This window comes from Rossellomorea aquimaris (assembly GCF_003315075.1).
GTDB classification, from domain to species: domain Bacteria; phylum Bacillota; class Bacilli; order Bacillales; family Bacillaceae_B; genus Rossellomorea; species Rossellomorea aquimaris_C.
The window spans coordinates 215,838-234,307 of record NZ_QNRJ01000005.1 but is presented as its reverse complement, the minus strand read 5'-3'; the positions used below and the strand labels follow the sequence as shown (position 1 = coordinate 234,307).

Here is an 18,470-nt window from a genome sequence, read left to right as displayed (position 1 = left end):
GAGGGAATGGTTGATTAATCGTTTGCAGATACCTCAACGTGCTGTGTTAAACCGCAAGATTCCAAAGAAAGCATTTTTTACTCAAGCGGACCTTTCTACATCTGAGAAGGAAATGTTTACTTCCCAGATAGAGGGGATTTATCTATTAAGTGTTATGAATCAGCAGAGTACGAATATCCCAATCTACCAAGATGACGAATTCAATTATGCAGAAGTAGTATGGATATACGTTGAGCTTAGAGCGGAAAAAAATATAAATAGGATTATTGGTGCTGTTCATAAGTCTATCCCTAATCCAGTCGTATTAATAGTGGGATCTTCAGAAGGTCAGATTCTTTTAAGTACAAGTCACAAAAAGCTTAATAAAAATGACAAAACCAAAGTGGTTGTCGAACAACCAACTATTACTAACTGGATTAAGCCGAAGGAAGAAAATACTGCATATTCCAAATTACTGAACGCTTTGGTCGTTTCAAATTTATCTTTTGAAAACCTACATAGCATTTATGAAGATATTCATCAATGGATAAGATGTGAAGAATTAATTCAGTTGATAGGGACAGTACCGACCAGTTCAGACAAGAGCAAAGAAGCAGTTAGCATATTAAGTAATGTTCAAAAACATCGTAAGGAAGTTGAACAATTGCAGCTTGAACAGAAAGGCCAAGTTGACTTTGGTGCAAAAATGGATTTACACATGAAGATAAAGCAACACGAGCAACATATCCAATCTCAATTACAGCACATAAAGGAGTTGTGTTAAATGCAGAAATTAGAAGGACGAACATTTGATGTTGTACAAGATAATATAGAAAAGTTAAAAGAGCTATTCCCAGAAGTATTTATAGAGAACAAAGTAGATATCGATAAATTGTGTCTAGCTCTTGGTGAAAATGTAGAAAAAGAAAAAGAACGGTATGAATTTACTTGGAACGGGAAAACAGAGGCTATTAAACTGGCACAAAAACAAACAACTGGCACATTGATCCCGTACCAGGAAGAGAGTGTTGATTGGGATTTTACTAAGAACCTTTTTGTAGAAGGTGATAACTTAGAGGTCTTACGAATATTACAAAGCTCATTCAGAAATAAAGTGAAAGTTATATATATAGATCCCCCTTATAATACAGGGAGAGACTTTATTTATAAAGATGACTATCATGATAATTTAAATAACTATAAAGAAAAAAACATGGAAAGTATGAAATCTAATCCTGAAACAAATGGGAGATATCATACAGAGTGGCTAAATATGATTTATCCACGATTAAAATTAGCTAGAAATTTTCTAAGTGATGATGGAGTTATTTATATTTCCATTGATGATCATGAACTTCATAATTTAAGAAAAGTTTGTGATGAAATTTTCGGTGAAAATAATTTTCTCGGCAATATTGTTAGAGCAACAGGTCAAACAACAGGTCAAGATAGTGGTGGATTGGGTAGTTCTTTTGACTTTGTTCTTGCATACAGTAAAAATCCAAATGTTAACTTAAGTGGACTTCCACTCACAGAACACGATTTAAAAAGGTTTGATAATGAGGATGAAAAAGGGAAGTACGCATACGATCAAATGAGAAAAACAGGTAGTAATGATCGACGTGAGGATAGACCAAGAATGTACTATCCTGTTATAGATCCAGATGGTAATGAAGTATATCCTATTGCGCCAGCAGGTTATGAAAGCTGTTGGAGATTTGAACAAAAAACTTACAAAAGGCTATTAGATGAGGGATATATCTTATGGAAGAAATCCAAAAGAGGAGAAAATGAAATTTGGTGGCCATATGTTAAATATTATTTAGAAGGCAGAACCAAACGCCCATCTCCCTTATGGAATGATTTAGATGGGAATAAAAAAGCTACTAGAGATCTAAGAGATTTATTCGACGGAAAGAAAGTATTTGATCACCCTAAACCCATTGACTTTATTAAGAGATTAATACAAATAGCACCTAACGCAAATAAAAACGATATAATCTTAGATTTCTTTGCAGGATCAGCTGCAACTGCTCACTCAGTGTTAGATTTAAATAGTTCTGATGGAGGTACGAGAAGGTTCATTACTATTCAGATACCTGAAGAAATTGAGAAAAATACTGAGGCATATAAGGCAGGTTTCAAGAATATCTCTGAGCTCTCGAAAGAAAGGATACGACTTGTTGGTAATAAAATTATCGAACAGAATAAAGGGAAAGTTGGAATAGAAAAACTGGATATTGGATTTAAAGTGTTTAAACTTGATGAGACCAATTTGAAGATGTGGGATGAAGAGTCCCTTGACCTTGAAAAGAGCCTATTGGATATAGTTGAACCTGTTAAAGAGGGACGTACTAAAGGAGATGTTGTTTTCGAAATTTTGTCTAAGTACGGTATTGATTTGGCAGCTCCAATTGAAGAGATAAACATTAAAAAAAATACAGTATATTCTGTAGGGATGGGATATTTGATCATATGTCTTGACAAAGACTTAGATCTATTACAAATAGAAGAAATGGCAAAGCTAAAGCCTGCAAGGATTGTTTTTTATGATGAGGGGTTCAGAGATGATACAGTCCGTACAAACGCTCAGCAAATACTAAAAAGATATGGTGTACAGGATATTCGAGTGATATAAGAGGAGTGAAAAAATGAAGATTAAGTTTGATAAACAACAGTATCAGCTTGATGCTACTCACTCAATCACCGATATCTTTGAGGGTCAAGCAGCAAAGGTATCAAATTTTACAGTTAGTATGGGTGATATTGTTGGGCAAGAAATAACAGAGCTTGGAATTGGAAACAAGCTGGAACTATCCGAAGCAGAAGTTCTAGAAAATGTGCAAAAGGTACAGGTGAGAAATCATCTTAAGAAAAGCAATAGTATTCAAGATTGGAATTTTACAGTTGAAATGGAAACAGGTACGGGAAAAACATATGTATATACCAGTAGCATTTTTGAGTTGAACAAAAAATATGGTTTTTCTAAGTTTATTATTGTTGTGCCGAGTGTGGCTATTCGTGAAGGAGTATATAAATCATTTCAAATGACTGAAGAACATTTTGCAAATGAGTACCCTGGACAACATTGTCACTACTTTAAATATGATTCCTCTAAACTAGAACAAGTACGTGAATATGCAACGAGCACCAATATTGAAGTAATGATAATTAATATTGACGCCTTTAAGAAAAGTTTTGATGATCCAGAAAAGGAGAATAAGGCTAATCTTATCCACCGTGAAAGAGACACAATGAACGGGAAAAAGCCAATTCAATTTATTCAAGAAACAAACCCTATAGTTATTATTGATGAGCCGCAAAGTGTTGATAACACGGACAAAGCAAAGGAAGCCATTGCTTCATTGAATCCACTTTGTAAATTGCGATATTCTGCTACCCATAGGGACACATACAATCTAATGTACAAGCTAGACCCTGTTGATGCTTATGAGAAGAAGCTTGTTAAGAAAATTGAAGTACTATCCGTCAATTCCGATGACGACTATAACGACCCATACATTAAGCTGTTGAGTGTCTCCAATAAAAACGGTTATAAGGCAACTGTGGAAATAGATGAGAAAAAGAAAAATGGTTCTGTTACCAGGGTAAAAAAAGAAATAAATCCCAACAATAAGAACAACTTATATCTGTTATCTGGTGAGAGGGAACTCTACCATGGTTATATTGTAGAAGGTATCGACTGTTATCCTGGAAATGAAATGGTTGAATTTGAAAATGGTAAGGTACTGAAACTGGGAGAATCGATTGGTGGTATCGATGATGACTTACTCAAGAGATATCAAATAAGAGAAGCAATTCGTACGCATTTAGATAAGGAAAAAAGGCTTGTCCACCAAGGTATCAAAGTACTTACTCTTTTCTTTATAGACAAAGTAGAGAACTATCGGGTTTATCCAAAAGGGCAACCTTGGCAAAAAGGAAAGTATGCCGAAATTTTTGAAGAAGAATATACTTCCCTTATTAAGTTACCCAAATATCGATCGCTCTTTGAAGAAGACCAGTATATTTCGAACCAGAGTGCAGATGAAGTACATGATGGATATTTTTCACAAGATAAGAGCGGCAATTTTAAAGATAGCAGGGTAACAAAAGATGGCAGCCTACGTTCTAATAAAGACGATGAATCTGCATTCGAACTTATAATGAAAGAAAAAGAGAGATTGCTAAGCTTTGAAACACCTTTACGATTTATCTTTTCCCACTCTGCCCTTAAAGAAGGATGGGATAATCCTAACGTTTTCCAAATATGTACTTTAGTTGAAACCAAAGATCCCTTCACTAAACGGCAAAAAATTGGTCGGGGATTGCGACTATCTGTCAATCAAGATGGACAAAGACAATATGACGAAAATGTTAATGTCCTTACAGTAATTGCAAATGAAGCGTACCAAGATTTTGCTGAATCACTCCAGAAGGAAATGGAAGATGAGACAGGTGTTAAGTTTGGATACCTTGAGGAACAATCCTTTTCTACCATCACTCTGACAGATGAGGTGACTGGAGAGTCCAAGGAAATAGGCTATGATTATTCTGCCAAAGTGTATTCCTTTCTTGTTAAAGAAAAATTCCTTGATAAAAAAGGAAAGGTTGAAAACAAGTTGAAGGAAGCAATTGCAGCTGAAACTTTCGATGTTCCAGATGAATTTCAGGAAATAAAGCAGGATATTGAAAGGGTCATAAGAAATTCCATTAAGAAGCTGCCGATCTTCAATAAGAAAGACGAAGTGGATATTAAGCTTAATAAAGAAGTTCTCCTCAGCGACGAGTTTAATCAACTATGGAACCAGATAAAATACAAAACGACTTATTCGGTAGATCTGGATTCCGATTTACTCAAGAGCCGCTGTATAGATGCGATACAAAAGCTGGATGCATTTAAAGCCAGGAAAATCAAACGAGAAAATGCCTTATTGAAAGTGGATCAATCAGGGGTGTCTGGTGAAGGGCAGACTATGCGTGTATATGAAGCGCTGGAAGAGAAACGGCGTCTGCCAGACATTCTCCGTTATTTACAGGAACAGACCAACCTTAAAAGACGTACACTTGTTGACATCTTAATTGGCTCCAAACGCTTGAAAGACTTTGAAAAAAATCCACAAGCATTCATGGAAACTGTGATGAAGATCATTAACAGAGAAAAGAAGAAGTTAATTGTTGATGGCATTAAATATGAGCGTATAGGTGACCATGCATTTTATCAACAATCTTTATTCGAGCATCAAGAGCTTGTCGGTTACATGAAGGCTAATGCAGTCGAAGTGTCCAATGATAAGTCAGTCTATAACTATATCCGTTATGATTCCAGTGTAGAGCGGGCATTTGCAGAAAAGCTTAACAATGATGAAGACGTTAAGTTATTTGTTAAGCTCCCATCATCATTTGTAATAGATACACCGCTGGGGAACTACAACCCTGACTGGGCAGTAATGGTTGAAAAAGAGGGCGTAGAAACGCTATTCTTCGTAGTTGAAACAAAGGGGAGTACTGACCAGGAGGATCTTCGTATGAAAGAAGATGGGAAGACCACATGTGGTCGGAAGCACTTTGCTGCATTGGAGAACGGGGTCACATACATGCTCGCTAACAGCTATGAAAAATTCAAAACGGGAATATAGACCTGTATTTTACCCTTGCATTATCAGTGCCTAATGGTTCTACTCAAATTAACAGACGGGATAAACACAATACACTCTGTTTGTAATTTGACTAAAAGGTGCGGATAATATGAAGAGCAATTTATGCCATGGTTTCATGTATGAAACAGAAGAAGAACTCCGAGCGCTAGTGGGTATAGAGGAATACCTGGACATGGAGTTCGATAAAGGGAATGGCGACTGGGAACCAGATTGGGATGATGACAGCGATACTTACGAGTTGCCGTCATCATTAGCAATGGACGTCTTTTGTAAACGGAAAGCCGAAGGGCTCACACAAAGAGAGCTGTCTCGGAAACTAGGAATAGGTTTAGAAACCTTATCAAAAATTGAGAACGGACATGAGAACCTTCGAACAAAAGTAAAAATGAAAATCGACGAATATTTGAATGAAGATTGATGTTTGAAATTAACTACTTCAGAAGAGCAGCCAATGAATAGCAATATTTAGGCTGCTCTTTTATTTATTATGAAGTCAAAGTAACGAAGGGAGAAAAGAATGAGCACTAGAACAAAAGAAGAAGTTGAAAATTACGTGGAGGGACAATGTAAATGCAATGTTATTCATTCTAAGCCAGAACAATCATACAATGATTTAGGCTTTGAAGTCACCGTGTGGAATGTCAAAACAGATGAAGACGGATCTTGGTGGGTGGTTGAAGGCGAAGGTTTACCAATGAATTTATATCCTCAAGACCATGCATATTATTTTTCAACGGATGAAGCTTACTCCTTTCACTTGGGTTTAATGACTAGATTATTAAATGATGACAGAAAAGAGCCATCGAAAAAAATACAAGAAATCGAAAAAGGAATAGAAATATCAATTGCAGTAAGAAGAAAGCTCACACAAGCCGCAGCAGTTTTGAATAATGCCATTGAAACGGAAGAGATACAATCAGTAGGGATGATTTGTAGAGAGGCATTGATCGTGCTTGGTCATAACATATTTTCTGAAGAATTCTTAGAAGACGGAGAAGAAGAACCCAAAAGAAGTGACTTTAAAAACAGGAGTAGGATAGCAATCGGGGGCCTGCTGCCAGATGGGGATAACTCAGAATTGAGAGACCATTTAAGGAAGATTTCTAATGCAGCCTGGGATTTTGCAAACAAAATTACTCATTCAGATACTAGGACCATATATGAAGCGTCTATATGTTTAACTTTGTGTACCGCAGTAGCATCATCTTTTGAAAATCTTTTAGCTAAGAAGGAAGATCCATTTGGAAATCACCGATGTAAGAAGTGTGGGAGTAGAAACTTTGAAATATATAGTCCTGATGGAGAACAAAGAGATAAGGAGGAATTGTTAATTGTTTGTGAGGTTTGTAGGTATGGTCAATTAGTTTCAGTAGACTAGGATGATAAATATTAAAGAGGTGCTTTTATGGTAAGGAAATATCCTGAGCGTATTGCTGCACGAATGACACGAATAATTAATCAAGATGAAGTTCTACTCATTCGTCAAAATACAAAGATTAAGTTCGGTTCGTCTGATGCCATCATAGGTACTGTTTTTATGACTAATCCTGGTTCATTTGATTTTAAGCACACTAAGGGTTGGGCAGATTTCAAAAGTGGAAAAGGTCTCCTGAATGTGTTAGAGACTGAAGATTATGCAGACCTTACAATGCAGAATCTCATTGAAGTTATTCGGGAGGGCTACAAACATGCTAATCTAGGATCTCCAGATGGAATTGTTCAGATCTTTAACATATCAAACGTTGTCCAAAGCAAAGGTGAAGAAGCAGAAGATTACCACAAAAAAGTAAGAGTTATTATAGAGAAAAGTGATGTTCAAAAATTAGCGCTTATACAAGACATTGTGGCAGTAACTGAACAAGAGTTCTTAAAAGCATGTGTGTCGTCTAGGTTTGTTATTATGGGCTTTGTAAATAATGTATTTACTGAAAACGTGTCGAACTTAATAAAATGGTCCCGAGCTTTAGAGGATAGATTAGTAGTGGCTAAAGATGAAAAAAGTCGTTATTCACACCCAAGGCGTTGGAGGACAGAAAAAAACCTAAAAGAACTAGCAATTAATGAAATGTGTAGGGCACTTAACAAAAATTATTAATACCCTTAAGCAATTTTTAAAATATGGAATATCGTTGAAGGGGCAGATATTTTGGAGGTCTGATAAACGTGAATGAAAAAATACTACAAAGGATAAGTAAAATAATTATTGAATATGCAACGAAACAGCAGGTCGTAGAGTACAACAAAATTAGCAATGAACTAGGTGGAATAATCTCTCCAATTCGTTTAAATGAACCATTAGGGGAGATTTCCAAGCGTTGTATACAATATGGTTTTCCCCCTCTTTCAGCAATTGTGGTAAATCAAAATACAAGGCTTCCAGGGGAAGGTTTTTTTACCTGGGTAGCAGCACAAATGGGATTTCCTAACTTACCACATTCTAAATGGGAAGAATTTTATGAAGAACAAGAAGGGAAAGTATTCAACTGTAACGACTGGGATTCCTTTTTAATTAGAGGCTTTTCCGATAACTTTTCCGATAATACAAGCAGTGGATTTGCCAGCCTTCAAAATTCAAATTTAGTTGATCTCCTCAATACTAAAGAATATTTAAAGGGGCAACAAACGAAATATTACATATTGACTGTGAAAGATTTTGTTGAAACACAACAACAGGGTCCCTACCGATATCATGTGCTTGTAACGGAGAATGAAAAGCTTATTAAGCAAAGTATGGTGGAGCACAAAATAAAAAAGCAGCTGTTAACATCCGCTAAACGAAAAGGCATCCAATTACTTCTTGAAATCGATATGCAGATAGAAAATGATAGTGTTACAATGGCGCACTATAAACCAGATAGACAAACTACTGAGCTGTGGGAAAAAGAAAAGAGTACTAACTTAGAATCACTTATTAAGGAAGAACGTTTCCAATTACTAACTAATATTGTCCAAAAAGATATTGAAATCGAGGCCGCACAAGAAGACTATTATTATAGAGATGGAAAAAATATAGAATATTATGGTACTAGATATGAACGTAATCCTATAAATAGAGCTAAAGCTATTGAAATACACGGAATTACTTGTAAAGCCTGTGGATTTGACTTTAAAGAAATTTATGGAGAACGTGGAAGCGGTTTTATAGAAGTTCATCACATTAACCCCCTATTTTCCATGGGGAAAGAAACAGATATTAATCCAGAGACTGATTTGGTTCCTCTCTGTTCAAACTGTCATAGAATGATTCACCGTAAGAAGAATTCTATTCTAACCGTAGAAGAACTAAAAATGTTATTAAAGAAGAAACTAACGTTAGCTTCTAATTAATAGAATAAGAAATACATATGGATTTTAATGGTAGAAGAGTTTAAAATTGTTTTATCAATTAGTTTTTGGGGGAATACTATGATTGATAAAACAGGAAAGTTAATTAAATTCTTTGAATATATGAATCCAAATGTACATATAAGTGTTTACAGAAGCTCTCATGATCCTGGAGTAGGTTCTTTGTTATCTTTTTTTGGAGCAGAGGGCGCAGCATCACTGAACCTTGATACAGGAGCAGTAGATATTTCAATTAACGACGATGTTTTTAGGAAAGCCATGATTTATGAAGAGTTGGGACATGCATTGCAATATCATAGGGATGGACATGTTGATGTGGGGTCTATTGATTACTATAGGCGAGAAATTGAAGTAGCGGAGTGTTTAATCGAAAGGGCATCCAATTATAGAATAAAATTATCAGCAGCTGAATTAAAGCAGACTGAAATTAATTTAAAAGCTTATCAAGAAAAACTTAGAAATCTGGAGGGATAGTAATGGCTAACCGAATAGCAGGTTATGTAGATAATTCAAAGAAACTATCCCCTGGAGAATACATAGTAACAGGTTCTTGGATTCAGTCTAGAGTACTAAGCGGGCAAGAGTATACTATTCACCAGTATAGAAATGAAATGTTAATAAGTTCTTGGAAGATCACATCAGTAATAAATTTTGCAACTACTAATGGATCTAAAGTTGGACTGAAGCTTTCCTCAGTAAGTAAGGAAGCATCTTTGGAAATAGGAGATATAGTGGTTGATGCAGAGCTAAAGGTAGATTTTTTCAACGTGAGAATGTCTGATGAATATGAAGGAAGAAGTCTTGTTGGGCAAATAAGAAATACTGATGTAAGTGCCGTGATATACACTAGTCTAAGTGGTCTAACACTGGCTGCTGTTTCAGAATCTAGTACAAGATTACTGCTAAGTGATATTACAATTAGGAGTAAAGATGGCTTATTTGGAGTCGAAGTTTTTGGTGAGAATATTACAGTAGATGGTGAAAACCCTCTTGAAATAAGGGTTGATACAAATCCAAATGTATTACTAAATGAACTTTTAAACACAATGAATCCATTAAGAGCATTCATTGTTGGTGTTAGCAAGGAGTATAATAGTATTGATAAAAGGAAGAAGCAACTTTTATCTGAACCAACAGTATACTTAAAAGCTGGAAGTATTCGTATAATGCTATCTCCAAATAACGAAGGTCAGCTAAGCTTATTTGATACCCCTCCGAGTCTACCGTATTTATTATTATATAAGGTGCTGGCAACAGCAGAAGCAGGAGATGTTCATTCAGTTGTTCAAATGATGAGTAGTAATTTAATTAATGCACGGAAACATATGTATAACTTGTTATCTATGGTAAGACCTTACTATAAAAAAGGCACTATAGAAATTTCTCTTGCTGGTTATAAAAAGCTTGAATTAAATGAAAGAACTTTCCTGACAATTAAAGAGGCAATAAGACAAATTTCTACAAGAGAAGTTAAAATTGTCGGCAAGATATATGCAATTGATACGATAAGAAGATGGTTTAAAATTATTGATACCGAATCTGATATAGACTGGAAGATAGTATATTCGAAGCAATTTGAAGATCAATTTGATTTAAGTATTATTGAAAATGTCACTATAAGCGTAATTGCATCAACCTATACTATGCCTGATGCTAAAAAGGGCATTGCAGAATATATTAATCATACATTCAAGGGAGCCCAATAGCTCCCTTATTTAATCAATTGTTTACCCTATCCAATGTTACGGTGAACCGTACCATAAGTAAATGAGGTAGTTAGCCAAATGCCTCTCCTAAATGTTGGGGAGGCAAAAAGGGCAAATAGAAAGTAAAAGGAAGGAATGATTGAGGTGCTAAAAATAGATTGACAATTAAGAAAAATATTTTAGACTTAAAGTAGTTCTTCCCTCAAATTTTTCTTATCTACCCCTTGATTCTTTATTTGCTTTTTAATCTCTCTTTTCAGTTGAACCACATTAAACCTCTTTTTCCCTCTAGATTTTACACACATTCATTTTAAAAAACTCTCAGAAAATCCAAATAAAGAAATAATGGAGATGATTCATTCTTGGCATCGATTATGTATGCTATTAAATGCCCCGGTTGTGAACGTTCTGCTTTTGTAGATGATTATTACAAAACTCATGAGAAGTACATCTTTTGTATGGTGTGCGGTTATTATTACACCAAAACAATAGAAAAATATACCGAAAACTCTATTAAGTACAAGGAAGAGGAATGTGAAGGACACGGTATGTTTGTATTGGTAAATAAAGATGGAAGTTGCGAAAAGGTGATGTTGAACGATAGTCTAACAGTTGCGCAGGTGGAAGAGTTAAAGGCATCACTTATGGAGAAGAATGTTAATCAGGAGAAAAGTTACTTAATTTCCTTCGAAAACGGAGTATTTACCATCCTATTTGGCAACCCACCGGAACATTTTCACTTAACATTTGAAGAGTATCGGAGAAAGATGAGTGCCAAGTATGGAGTTCCTGAATATGATTTTATGGTTCCGATTGAGGGGTAGATAAGTATAAGAAATTGAGGAAAGAACAGTTTTCACATTCATTTTGTTTAACGAATCTTTTTTTTTGATAAATAGGTTAAAAATTATTGAGGGGGATTGCTGTGGGATTTAAAGAAGAGTACCAGGCTTTTATGACTGCTCACTCTCAGGAAAGAAAAGGTGAACGGTTGAGGCGTTTACAAGAAGGTCACAATCAGGCTGAAAAGTTGTTTTTGAAGCAAGTTTGGTGGCCTTCGTTTTATCAGTTTCAGTATCTTCATCCAGAGTATGAAATCGATGATTTTAAAGACGGAAAACGGTATTTAGATTTTGCTTATATTCGTCCGGCTATCCGGATTTGTTTTGAGGTCGACGGGTATGGCCCTCACTTAAAGAATATAAGCAGATGGCAATTTTCCGACAGTCTGGAGCGCCAAAACCAGTTGGTGATGGATGGGTGGACTGTCATCCGCTTTTCTTATGATCAAGTGAAAGAAAAACCTCGACGATGTCAGCAAGTTGTTCAACAGGTAATTGGACGGTGGTTAGGTGATGAGCTGGACCAGACCACTCTATCCTATGCCGAGAAAGAAGTGCTTCGGCTAGCAATTCAAAAAGGAAATACGATATCCCCTATAGAAGTTGAGAAGTATATGAAGATAAGTGACAAGACGGTAAAAAAGTTACTTTCTCAATTAGTTGAGAAAAAGATGTTGATTCCCTCATCTGGAATCAAAAGGATCCGTTCCTATCGCTTGGGGGATCAGGTTAAGCACTCAATCTGAAGAATAGACGGAAAAATTCCGCTTAATTAGTAAATCGAATGGAAAATAGCTTAAATAACCGGAAAAATTCCGCCTATTGATTCAAAAAACGTGAAAATGGGGAATTGAATTTTGTATAACCGGAAAAACTCCGCTTAAATACCCTCAAAACGAACTTCAACCTGTATATAACCGGAAAAACTCCGCTTAATTTACATCCGCTTGTTAACTAAATGGTGGGCATGAACCCTTATTTATATAGAAGTGAGAAATAGGTTTTTTAATACTTTGATAAATCCTAGGGAACTTCATTTTGAGGAGCTCTGACCGTCCTCGTGTTCGATTTGGCCAGCCATACCCTCGATATTCTCCATTTTCTAATCGGACCAATTCAAGAAGCAAACGGTTTTGCTTCAAATCAAGGAAAAGATTCGATTTTCTACATTTGGAGACGACCCCGTCACATTACATTGACGACAGTTGAAGGAAAAGAGCAATGGAGTTTTGAACGGCCGCTTCATGTCCATCAGCCACTTGTAGATACAATTGTGGAAGAGCTGACCGGAAGTAGTGTATCGTGTCCCAGTACTGGAGACTCTGGCACACGGACCAACTGGGTGATGGACAGGATTGCAGGGAAGTGTTGCTATAATACGTCGTATGGCATCCCGGCCATTCAAAAAGAGAGAAGAGCATTATGTTAGCTCTTCTCTCTTTTTTCCTACTTTTATTTACTTAGACACAGAAAAGCCTTCCTCTTCTTTCACTCTATCAGCGTACTCATCAAGCAGAGCACGAACTTCATCAGTGGATTCTGATTCCATCAGACGATTTCTCAGCTCACTCGCTCCCCGGAACCCGCGGACGTAAATCTTAAAGAAGCGGCGAAGCGGTTTGAATTGGCGCGGCTCGAGTTCTTCTGAGTATTTATCATGAAGATCTAGCTGCAGTCGCAGGAGATCGAGCAGTTCTTGACTGGTATGCTCTTTCTTCTCCGTTTCGAAAGCGAAAGGATTGTGGAAGATCCCCCTTCCAATCATAATGCCGTCCACGCCGTATTTCTCCGCGAGTTCGAGTCCCTTCTGACGGTCAGGAATGTCTCCGTTGATGGTCAGAAGCGTATGAGGAGCTATTTCGTCACGTAGTTTCATAATCTCAGGAATCAGCTCCCAGTGAGCATCGACATCGCTCATTTCCTTTTTGGTGCGAAGATGGATGGAAAGGTTGACAATGTCCTGTTCCAATAAATGCTTCAGCCAGTCGTGCCACTCCTCCACCTTGGTATAACCTAGACGGGTCTTCACACTGACGGGAAGTCCTCCCGCTTTGGCTGCCTGAATGATTTCCGCCGCGACATCCGGTCGGCGGATCAGGCCGGATCCTTTCCCGTTCGCTGCGACATTGTGCACAGGGCAGCCCATATTGATATCGATTCCGCGAAAGCCCATTTTAGCTACACCTATACTTGTTTCACGGAAGTATTCGGGCTTATCCCCCCAAATGTGAGCGACGATCGGCTGTTCATCTTCCGTGAACGTCAGACGCCCGCGGACGCTGTCTTTTCCTTTCGGATGACAGTAGCTTTCCGTATTCGTAAACTCTGTAAAGAACACGTCTGGACGAGCCGCTTCACTCACGACATGACGAAAAACGACATCGGTCACGGCTTCCATCGGTGCCAGAACAAAAAACGGCCGTGGCAACTCATGCCAAAAATTATTTTTCATAGTATATTTAAACCCTTTCCTTTAGGGAAACCTGTTCCCAAAATTAAAAAGTAAATTGAATTAGTCTTATCCATTCCCAGTTAGGCAGGATTTCAACCAGTATATACTTTAATAGTAATAAACAAAAAGTGCAAGGGGGCGAGTCGCCTTGTTTTCTCTTCAATAAAGGAAAAACGATAAAAGAGAAAGTGCAAATGGTCGGTCTGCAAGTAATCCAACGCTATGAACACAGGGGAATGGGCCTTTTCGCTTGAAAAACCATAATAAAAAAATGAACTTTTCACTCCATAATAGTAAACAAAATCTGTAAAAAATTGCTATAATGATTCTAAAGGTAGCAGGGTGAAACCTGCCTATAGAAAGAAAGTAAAGGGGAGCGGCTAATGTCTGAGTTGAATGAAAACCCGTTAATGAAAAGCGATGAAAAGAAACCAAAGATCAAGGTGGAACGAAAAGAAGGGGAACCGACTGCCGCTTTTAAAGGGGCGAGCTGGGCAGCATTGGTACTAGGTGTTTCTGCTTATCTGATTGGCCTGTTCAATGCAGGAATGGAACTGAATGAGAAAGGCTATTACTTTGCTGTATTGATATTCGGGTTGTATGCAGCTGTGTCCCTGCAAAAAGCGGTAAGGGACAAGGAAGAAGATATCCCCGTTTCGGGCATCTATTACGGACTCAGTTGGTTTGCAGTGATTGTAGCCATTTCCTTGATGGCGATCGGACTTTATAATGCCGGTAGTATTATCTTAAGTGAAAAAGGATTTTATGGTATGTCATTTGTTCTCAGTCTATTTGCTTCAATTACCATTCAGAAAAATATCCGGGATACACAGCAAGCTAGAGAAAGAGATTAATGATGGGGGGCAGTACTGATGACAGTATTGCCCTTTAATGTTGAAGAGGATGCATTTGAGTGGAAGAGATTCCTATGTCCATTTTTTTTGTTTAATAGGTTACCAAGTCTTTGAAAACGGACTTTTCACTTTTTTAAATGCTCTAAATAGTATATAATTATCAGATAACAGTAGATATTTTGATTCTTAAATCAGTATAATAGATAGTGGTATGTTTATAACAGATCAGGTGAGTTCCAGGGTGGCGCCTTGCTTTAAGTGAGACCCGAGCATGAGCGCTTACTCTTTTCTGAAAATATAAAGAGTAAGGAAGGTTTTCATGAGCAGCATACAGAAAAAAACAGACGTTATCTTAATTGGTGCCGGGGTCATGAGCGCGACTTTGGGATCATTACTGAAAGAGTTAGCACCGGATTGGGAAATAAAAGTGTTTGAGAAACTGTCCGACGCAGGAGAAGAAAGTTCGAACGAATGGAATAATGCGGGTACGGGGCATGCGGCATTGTGCGAACTTAATTATACTTCAGAGAAATCTGACGGATCGGTAGATATAAGTAAAGCAATTAAAATCAATGAACAGTTCCAGCTATCAAGACAGTTTTGGTCGTATCTAGTAAAACGTGATTTAATTGGTGATCCGAAAGACTTTATCATGCCTTTACCTCATATGAGTATGGTACAAGGGGAAAAAAATGTAGAGTTTTTGAAAAAACGATTGGAAGCGCTGTCAAATAACCCTTTGTTTCAAGGGATGGAATTTTCCGATGACCCTGAAAAACTGAAGGAGTGGATTCCGCTCATCATGGAAGGCCGTACATCGAATGAACCGATAGCGGCAACCAAAATCGACTCTGGGACGGACGTCAACTTCGGGGCTTTAACACGAATGATGTTTGAACATTTAAAGAGGCAAAATGTCGAGATGAACTACAAACATAGTGTAAAGGATATTAAACGTACCAGCGACGGGTCGTGGGAAGTCAAGGTGCATAATATCGACAGCGGTAAGATCGAACATCACACGGCAAAGTTCGTCTTTATCGGCGGTGGGGGCGGAAGTCTGCCTTTACTGCAAAAAACCGGTATTCCTGAATCAAAACATATTGGAGGATTTCCGGTAAGCGGACTATTTATGGTATGTAACAATCCGGAAGTAGTAGCACAGCATCATGCCAAAGTATATGGTAAAGCCAAGGTGGGGGCTCCTCCAATGTCCGTTCCCCATCTTGATACACGATTTATCGACAACAAAAAATCGTTACTGTTTGGACCGTTTGCCGGATTTTCACCCAAGTTCTTAAAAACGGGTTCGAATTTGGATTTGATCAGTTCCGTCAAGCCGAATAATGTCCTCACGATGCTTGCTGCAGGTGTCAAAGAGATGTCATTGACCAAATACCTGATCCAGCAAGTGTTATTGTCGAACGAAAAGCGCATGGAAGAACTACGGGAGTTTATCCCTAATGCTAAACTCGAGGATTGGGATATCGTAGTGGCCGGCCAACGTGTGCAGGTAATCAAAGATACTGAGGCAGGCGGGAAAGGAACACTTCAATTCGGTACGGAAGTGGTTAGTGCCGCTGATGGTTCGGTAGCTGCATTACTCGGTGCTTCCCCAGGTGCTTCTACTGCCGTTCACGTTATGCTTGAGTTATTTGAAAAATGTTTCCCTCAGCATATGAATGAGTGGGAACCGAAACTTAGAGAAATGATTCCATCTTATGGTTTGTCACTAGTGGAAAACCCGGAGCTGTTTAAAGAGATCCATACTTCAACTGCAAAGACGCTTGGTCTAAACGGGAAAGAGTTAGCTTACAGTTAATGTCCTTCAAATATGGTCGAAATAAACCCAAGCCTATGCTTGGGTTTATTTAATCTATCAGAATTCTATCTTGGCGTATCTACACAAGGTTACTGGAGAGAGAAAGTCCTGTATATGAACAAGGTGCAAAATGTCTAACACCAAACAATGATTCTATAAGGTGTGGTTTGAGCAGGTATACTCATCGTGGCGGGTCCATAGATCACAATCAGATTCCGATTGCCAGGGTATTTTGAAAAGGATTGGCCATTGGTTAATACCATTTGAGTATAGGGGGATAGATTCAATCTTAGCGTGCCATCGCTGCTCTCCAACTGTGAGTTGAAATAGTCTACTTTTACATTTTGAGCTGAACTTTCTTTTACCATGACAAGTGCACGATATTGTGGTGGATAAATAAAGGGAACAGGTGCGTTCCCATCGTAATATCCGGTTATCCTATCCCCGACTGCCACCATTCTATGGTCCACAAAATATGTGGTTGGAGAAACGACGAAATTCACCGAGCCACCTGATCCGTCTTCTACAAATATTAATTTATAACACCCTTCCCCCTCTCCATCTTGTCCTGTCACAAAGTCATTGATCATGGTGATGGTGCCATGAAAAGACATGAAATTTACCATGCGAATCCTCCATTCATATTTGAATTGAATGGTATACAACCCTCAACACAATATAGTTTTATGATAAGTGGATTATCACACATAGTGAAAAATAATTACTTTCTTCTTTTGTAAAGATTTCATGAAGAAAGTCCTGTTATAGAGGATTTTCGGGTGGCATCTAAGAATGTATACCTCTAAACAGGTTTCTTCAAAGGGGTGTCAAACATGAAGTGGAATGCTGCTATGCGAAAGCCTTATCTTATGAGAGTATGGGAAAACTATCCGAAGACTTGGAAATTTATGATTGATGTAGGCATTTTAGTAAAGTACAAAACATTGAATATAAAAAAGTTGCCTAACACGTTAACACTGCCCAGTTCCACGGTTCTTTATATAGATTCTGAAGAAAATCGGGGAAGGGCACTACTGATCAGCAATGGGGTGACCCAAAAAAGGCTCGATCGATTCTGGTCCATGGCTGTGAAGAAAATGAATCCCGACCTGGTCATCGATGTAGGCGTGAATTATGGGGAGTGCATCTTCTCTACTCAATATTCATCCAAGACCAGGATAATAGGGGTGGAGGCGAACAGCCGTTTAATACCTTTTATTGAACAATCTAAAGAAGTCCATCCTAACCGGTCACAAATAGCAATCTACAATGCGATCGCCTCGGATAAAGACAATGAAGAAACGGTTTTCTTTGTTGATAGGCATTGGTCTGGTACCTCTTCTGCCACTTATGAACCTTCTCATAAGTTAATAGATAAGGTACCTGTCCAGTCCATCACCATTGATACCCTATGTCATGATCAAACCTATGAAACAGTCCTTTTTAAGGTGGATGTTGAGGGATATGAAGCATTTGTCTTAAAAGGGATGACTAACCTTTTCAAAACAAGTAAGTCAATCCTTGGCTTCATTGAGTTTAATAGTGAATACCTTGAAAAGCTGGATATCAGTGTAGATGAGTTTCTCCTGTTTCTGCAAACATACTTTACGATCTACGTATATAAGGAAGACCATAGTCTGGTAAAGGCAGCCCATTACAACCATATGGACCTGAAAAATTTGTTTGGAACGGATTATATTCATACTGATTTTTTATTGGTGAGTGATGAATCCTTTATCGAACGAATGATATAAACTATGTGTAAAGCTCCATCTCATCCAAGGGTTGATTTTTTCATTCTCGATAGGGT

17 protein-coding genes are annotated in these 18,470 nt (G+C 37.8%); 15 read left to right on the top strand and 2 right to left on the bottom strand.

Annotated features, from left to right (window positions below):
* Positions 1-10: 10 nt before the first annotated feature.
* From DET59_RS09150 to DET59_RS09095, 12 genes are all read left to right on the top strand, one after another.
* Positions 11-763, top strand: a complete 753-nt coding sequence (locus DET59_RS09150; RefSeq protein ID WP_181778101.1) for a DUF4391 domain-containing protein — start codon at positions 11-13, stop codon at positions 761-763.
* Complete coding sequence (locus tag DET59_RS09145; RefSeq protein WP_113969375.1) at positions 764-2,617, top strand: site-specific DNA-methyltransferase; 1,854 nt, start codon at positions 764-766, stop codon at positions 2,615-2,617.
* A 13-nt stretch (positions 2,618-2,630) separates the two neighbouring features.
* On the top strand, positions 2,631-5,618 hold the full coding sequence (locus DET59_RS09140) for a type III restriction-modification system endonuclease (protein WP_113969374.1): 2,988 nt from the start codon (positions 2,631-2,633) through the stop codon (positions 5,616-5,618).
* Positions 5,619-5,727: 109 nt separating this feature from the next.
* Entirely contained in the window at positions 5,728-6,057 is a 330-nt protein-coding gene (locus tag DET59_RS09135; protein ID WP_113969373.1) for a helix-turn-helix domain-containing protein, read from the top strand.
* Between the two features lie 99 nt (positions 6,058-6,156).
* On the top strand, positions 6,157-7,017 hold the full coding sequence (locus DET59_RS09130) for a hypothetical protein (protein ID WP_220154060.1): 861 nt from the start codon (positions 6,157-6,159) through the stop codon (positions 7,015-7,017).
* A gap of 27 nt (positions 7,018-7,044) precedes the next feature.
* Positions 7,045-7,734 (top strand): hypothetical protein, encoded by a 690-nt coding sequence (locus DET59_RS09125; protein ID WP_113969372.1) that lies wholly within the window; start codon positions 7,045-7,047, stop codon positions 7,732-7,734.
* 68 nt (positions 7,735-7,802) lie between these two features.
* Positions 7,803-8,966, top strand: a complete 1,164-nt coding sequence (locus DET59_RS22030) for an HNH endonuclease (protein WP_258549628.1) — start codon at positions 7,803-7,805, stop codon at positions 8,964-8,966.
* 78 nt (positions 8,967-9,044) lie between these two features.
* Positions 9,045-9,458, top strand: a complete 414-nt coding sequence (locus DET59_RS09115; protein WP_113969371.1) for a hypothetical protein — start codon at positions 9,045-9,047, stop codon at positions 9,456-9,458.
* A gap of 2 nt (positions 9,459-9,460) precedes the next feature.
* Positions 9,461-10,690, top strand: a complete 1,230-nt coding sequence (locus DET59_RS09110; RefSeq protein ID WP_113969370.1) for a hypothetical protein — start codon at positions 9,461-9,463, stop codon at positions 10,688-10,690.
* Positions 10,691-11,052: 362 nt separating this feature from the next.
* A complete protein-coding gene (locus DET59_RS09105; protein WP_113969369.1) occupies positions 11,053-11,514 on the top strand; it encodes a hypothetical protein in 462 nt (153 codons plus the stop codon).
* Between the two features lie 101 nt (positions 11,515-11,615).
* Positions 11,616-12,278, top strand: coding sequence for a DNA-binding response regulator (locus tag DET59_RS09100; protein WP_113969368.1), 663 nt, complete (start codon positions 11,616-11,618; stop codon positions 12,276-12,278).
* Positions 12,279-12,592: 314 nt separating this feature from the next.
* Complete coding sequence (locus tag DET59_RS09095; protein WP_113969367.1) at positions 12,593-12,961, top strand: hypothetical protein; 369 nt, start codon at positions 12,593-12,595, stop codon at positions 12,959-12,961.
* A gap of 27 nt (positions 12,962-12,988) precedes the next feature.
* Here the strand turns inward: DET59_RS09095 and DET59_RS09090 are convergent, their stop codons facing one another.
* Positions 12,989-13,984, bottom strand: coding sequence for a tRNA dihydrouridine synthase (locus tag DET59_RS09090; protein WP_113969366.1), 996 nt, complete (start codon positions 13,982-13,984; stop codon positions 12,989-12,991).
* A gap of 383 nt (positions 13,985-14,367) precedes the next feature.
* Here DET59_RS09090 and yiaA point away from each other — a divergent pair, with 383 nt between their 5' ends.
* Together yiaA and DET59_RS09080 are read left to right on the top strand one after the other, a co-directional pair.
* On the top strand, positions 14,368-14,838 hold the full coding sequence (gene yiaA / locus DET59_RS09085) for an inner membrane protein YiaA (RefSeq protein WP_113969365.1): 471 nt from the start codon (positions 14,368-14,370) through the stop codon (positions 14,836-14,838).
* Positions 14,839-15,157: 319 nt separating this feature from the next.
* Positions 15,158-16,660 (top strand): malate:quinone oxidoreductase, encoded by a 1,503-nt coding sequence (locus DET59_RS09080; protein ID WP_113969364.1) that lies wholly within the window; start codon positions 15,158-15,160, stop codon positions 16,658-16,660.
* A gap of 134 nt (positions 16,661-16,794) precedes the next feature.
* Here the strand turns inward: DET59_RS09080 and DET59_RS09075 are convergent, their stop codons facing one another.
* A complete protein-coding gene (locus tag DET59_RS09075) occupies positions 16,795-17,286 on the bottom strand; it encodes a hypothetical protein (RefSeq protein WP_113969363.1) in 492 nt (163 codons plus the stop codon).
* Between the two features lie 207 nt (positions 17,287-17,493).
* Here DET59_RS09075 and DET59_RS09070 point away from each other — a divergent pair, with 207 nt between their 5' ends.
* A complete protein-coding gene (locus DET59_RS09070) occupies positions 17,494-18,414 on the top strand; it encodes an FkbM family methyltransferase (RefSeq protein ID WP_113969362.1) in 921 nt (306 codons plus the stop codon).
* Positions 18,415-18,470: the final 56 nt, after the last annotated feature.

Bases quoted from the DNA above. Each gene is read 5' to 3' on its own strand.
- DET59_RS09135 (WP_113969373.1), top strand. From the start codon at position 5,728: ATGAAGAGCAATTTATGCCATGGTTTCATGTATGAAACAGAAGAAGAA.
- DET59_RS09130 (WP_220154060.1), top strand. From the start codon at position 6,157: ATGAGCACTAGAACAAAAGAAGAAGTTGAAAATTACGTGGAGGGACAA.
- DET59_RS09125 (WP_113969372.1), top strand. From the start codon at position 7,045: ATGGTAAGGAAATATCCTGAGCGTATTGCTGCACGAATGACACGAATA.
- DET59_RS09070 (WP_113969362.1), top strand. From the start codon at position 17,494: ATGAAGTGGAATGCTGCTATGCGAAAGCCTTATCTTATGAGAGTATGG.
- DET59_RS09115 (WP_113969371.1), top strand. From the start codon at position 9,045: ATGATTGATAAAACAGGAAAGTTAATTAAATTCTTTGAATATATGAAT.
- DET59_RS09080 (WP_113969364.1), top strand. From the start codon at position 15,158: ATGAGCAGCATACAGAAAAAAACAGACGTTATCTTAATTGGTGCCGGG.
- DET59_RS09140 (WP_113969374.1), top strand. From the start codon at position 2,631: ATGAAGATTAAGTTTGATAAACAACAGTATCAGCTTGATGCTACTCAC.
- yiaA (WP_113969365.1), top strand. From the start codon at position 14,368: ATGTCTGAGTTGAATGAAAACCCGTTAATGAAAAGCGATGAAAAGAAA.
- DET59_RS09110 (WP_113969370.1), top strand. From the start codon at position 9,461: ATGGCTAACCGAATAGCAGGTTATGTAGATAATTCAAAGAAACTATCC.
- DET59_RS09075 (WP_113969363.1), bottom strand. From the start codon at position 17,286: ATGGTAAATTTCATGTCTTTTCATGGCACCATCACCATGATCAATGAC.
- DET59_RS09090 (WP_113969366.1), bottom strand. From the start codon at position 13,984: ATGAAAAATAATTTTTGGCATGAGTTGCCACGGCCGTTTTTTGTTCTG.
- DET59_RS09145 (WP_113969375.1), top strand. From the start codon at position 764: ATGCAGAAATTAGAAGGACGAACATTTGATGTTGTACAAGATAATATA.